We start from the raw sequence: 3,328 nt of genomic DNA on the forward strand, positions 1-3,328 counted from the left end.
CAGGCGCGCGATTCCTGGTGAGCCCGGGGTATGACGACGACATCGTCGAGTTCGGGCTACTGAACGATGTGCTCGTGATTCCAGGAGTGCTGACCCCTTCCGAAATGATGCGGGCAACTTCGGCGGGGTGCGCAGCCGTCAAGTTGTTCCCGGCGGCCACAGTCGGCCCCGAATATGTCACGTCCGTTCTTGCGCCCCTCCCGGATCTGGCGATTATTCCGAGCGGAGGCATCTCGTCGGCGACGATCTCCGATTGGATCTCCGTCGGATGTTTCGCTGCTGGCGTTGGCGGGGCACTGAGCCCCAGCGGGCCGGTTGACGACAGTGTCGCGGAATCTATCCGGGCTGAAGCAGCGGCCTGCATCGCGGCCGTCGCTGCGGCCCGCTCCGAACTCTCAACACCACAACGAAAGGCACGATGACCATGACGACCACCTATAGCCCTGAGACCATTGATGCGTTCCACGCGATCGCGACGGCATCCGTCTCTGACGCTCTGCAGTCACTGGGAGTGCACGGCTACGTCTCAGGCATCAACCAGATCACGGGCGGCAAGCTCGTTGGACCGGCGATGACGGTGAAGGAGGGGCCTACGGAGGAATCGGTTCCGCCCCAGCACGCCCTCGAGGCGATTGATGCCGCTGAGCCCGGAGCGGTGATCGTGATCGATAACGGCGGCGTCAGCAACGTTGCCGCTTGGGGAGGCCTCATGACCGCAGGGTCTGTTGCTCGGGGGATCGCGGGCGTGGTCCTCGACACCGGCGTTCGGGATGTCACCGAAATCGAGAGAGACTTCGCCTTTACGGTGTTCGCGAAGGCCACATCGCCCGCGACGACAGTAGGTCGATTCAAGACGCTTTCGCGCGGAGAGCGCATCACCATCGGGGGAGTGGCGGTCGACCAGGGCGACCTGATCGTGGCGGACCGTGACGGTGTCGTCGTCGTGCCGCAGCAGCTTGTTTCTCAGACCCTTGAGCTCGCCCAAGAGATCGAAGAACGGGAGAGAGAGCAGACCAAGCTCATTCTCGAGTCGGGTTCGCTCGCGGTCGGTCTCGCCAAGTACAACCGCATCTGAGGGGACACACAGTGCCAGATATTGTCTCTTTCGGCGAGCCCATGGTGGAGTTCAACGCCGAATCGGTCGGCGGACCCCGCACCGGCTCCCTCTTCAGTATTGGATTCGGTGGCGACAGCTCCAACTTTGCCGTTGCCGTCGCCCGTCTTGGCGGGGCCAGCGGGTATCTGAGCCGAGTTGGTGCCGACTCGTTCGGAGGACTCCTCCAGCAGTTGTGGCATGAGGAGGGGGTGGACACCTCTCAGATTGTCATCGATGAGCATCACCCCACCGGGCTTTACTTCATCATGCGGTACGGCGCGACGAGCGAATTTGTCTATCGCCGCGCAGGCTCCGCTGCGTCGTATCTCTCGCCCGCAGATCTTCCCGACGGATGGATCGAACAGGCGAAGATCTTGCATGTCACCGGAATCACCCAGGCGATAAGTGCAACAGCAAGCGAGACGGTGTTTGCCGCGATCGAGCGTGCGCGCGCTGCCGAGACGCTCGTGACGTATGACCCCAACATTCGGCCGACCCTGTGGCCGTTGCATACGGCGCGGGCCGTTGCCCGCTACACGATCGGCTTATGCGACGTTGTGCTGCCCAATCTCGACGAAGGGAGGCTCTTGACCGGGTACGAGGACCCGCGGGCGATAACACAGGAGTTGTTGGAACTCGGTGCGCCTCTAGTCGTCCTCAAGATGGGAGGCTCCGGAGCAATCGTCGCGAGCGCCGATGAATACACGGCGGTGCCGGCTCTTGCTGTTCGCGCAAAAGATCCCACGGGCGCTGGGGACACCTTCGACGCGGCGTTTGCCGTGTCGATGCTCGAAGGGAGGCCAGCGGCCGAGGGTGCCATGTTTGCTGCGGCAGCCGCATCGCAGGTCGTCCAGAATCTGGGGGCAGTGAGCCCTATCCCACCGCGGCACAGGGCCGACGACCTGTTCCGTGAGCTTGTTGCGAGTGTCGCGACGGAGGCCTAAGCGCCGCGTTGGTATTGCCGCACTGCGGCGGGCGCCGGGAGTTGGACGGTGAGATCGATCAGTGCACGGGATGCGGGTTGGAGAGGTCTGGCGCTGTTCCAGAAAACAGCGACTTGACGACGGTGCGACGATTCTCGCAGCGGAATGATCCGCATCCCGGACGTCTCCGAGACGGCCGCCGCAAGGAGATTTGTGACCCCGATACCCAGCCCGTCTCGGGAGAGGTTGACGAGCGTCTGCGGAAGATTGGTTCTATAGGCGAAGGACGGCGCCAGGCCCGACTGAGTGAAAACGCGCTGCACCTCGTGTGCAGAATCTGAGTCGCTCCCACCGGGGCCAATGGTGATGAGGGGATGCATGGCGAGTTCGTTGACTGAAACGTAGTCGCGGTCAGCAAGGGAGTGCGATTCGGGGAGTACGGCAACAAGCGGCTCCTCCCACAGAGGGTGGTGCTGCATGCCGGGTTCCTTGGGCAGCGGCAGCATGGGGCGAATGACAACATCAACCTCGCCGTCGTGCAGAGCCGTAGTCAGCTCGGGTGCCGAGGCCTCCAGCAGGCTGACGACCACCCCGGGATGCAGACTTCGAAACTCGCGGAGGAGCGCCGGGCCGAAAGCTGCCCCGGCGCTGGGGTGCCAACCGAGGCGAACCCCACCCCTGAGCAGCCCGATGACGGCCTGTACGGACGAGACACCCGCATCGAGAGAGGTGAGCACTCGACGGGCGTGTTCGAGAAAAGCGATCCCAGCATCGGTGAGCCGCACCGGGCGCTCTCGTCGGTCAAAGAGCACCGCTCCAAGCTGACGCTCGAGTTCGGCGACGTGGGTACTGATGCGGGGTTGGCTTCGAAACGAGTTTTCAGCGGCCGCGGCGAATCCACCGAAATCCACCACTGCGAGAAAGCTCGTTAGCCACTCGAGCCGGATGCCATCGAGCGAGGTTGAACTCATCGCGAAACCCGCGTGATCGTGAGACACAAAATGAAAGGCACACCGACTCCATTGTTCGACGGGGCCAGTCTATTGGTGCACGTCCTATTGGTCTGCGTGGTTCGCGCAGTGGTTCTACTGCCGCATCATGCGAGTGCCGCCTGGGCGAGCATCGCTTCGAGTACTGCAGCCACCGCGGGCGAGTCGGCCATGCTGTCGCGGTGCAGAGCGGTTATGTCGCGGGTCGAGACCGGGTCATGGGTGGGGACAGCGACCACGCCGTGGGGAAGTGGGTGGCGACCGAGACGGGGTATGAGGGCTATTCCGAGTCCGGCCTGTACGAGAGCGGTCTGGGAGTC

The 3,328-nt window shown here is 63.3% G+C and carries 5 protein-coding genes; 3 read left to right on the forward strand and 2 right to left on the reverse strand.

The features are described 5' to 3' along the window. From AC062T_RS00595 to AC062T_RS00605, 3 genes are all read left to right on the forward strand, one after another. Positions 1-422: bifunctional 4-hydroxy-2-oxoglutarate aldolase/2-dehydro-3-deoxy-phosphogluconate aldolase (locus AC062T_RS00595; RefSeq protein ID WP_476026382.1), on the forward strand; the 422-nt coding region annotated here is incomplete at its 5' end. Beyond that, positions 419-1,075: an RraA family protein gene (locus tag AC062T_RS00600; protein WP_476026384.1), complete on the forward strand. Its 657-nt coding sequence runs from the start codon at positions 419-421 to the stop codon at positions 1,073-1,075. The genes AC062T_RS00595 and AC062T_RS00600, both read left to right, overlap by 4 nt. Positions 1,076-1,086: 11 nt before the next feature. Next, the gene (locus AC062T_RS00605; protein WP_476026386.1) at positions 1,087-2,040 is read left to right on the forward strand and encodes a sugar kinase; all 954 of its coding nucleotides are present in this window, start codon (positions 1,087-1,089) and stop codon (positions 2,038-2,040) included. On the opposite strand, the gene AC062T_RS00610 is transcribed toward AC062T_RS00605, so the two are convergent. Both AC062T_RS00610 and AC062T_RS00615 read right to left on the reverse strand, forming a co-directional pair. Then, positions 2,037-2,990: a LysR family transcriptional regulator gene (locus AC062T_RS00610; RefSeq protein ID WP_476026388.1), complete on the reverse strand. Its 954-nt coding sequence runs from the start codon at positions 2,988-2,990 to the stop codon at positions 2,037-2,039. The genes AC062T_RS00605 and AC062T_RS00610 overlap by 4 nt on opposite strands. A 125-nt stretch (positions 2,991-3,115) precedes the next feature. Continuing rightward, positions 3,116-3,328 (reverse strand): LysR substrate-binding domain-containing protein (locus tag AC062T_RS00615; protein WP_476026390.1); only part of this gene is annotated, 213 nt, incomplete at its 5' end.

This window comes from Homoserinimonas sp. (assembly GCF_056262345.1).

Excerpts from the sequence above, each read along its gene's own strand:
- AC062T_RS00600 (WP_476026384.1), top strand. The coding sequence starts at position 419 with ATGACCATGACGACCACCTATAGCCCTGAGACCATTGATGCGTTCCAC.
- AC062T_RS00610 (WP_476026388.1), bottom strand. The coding sequence starts at position 2,990 with ATGAGTTCAACCTCGCTCGATGGCATCCGGCTCGAGTGGCTAACGAGC.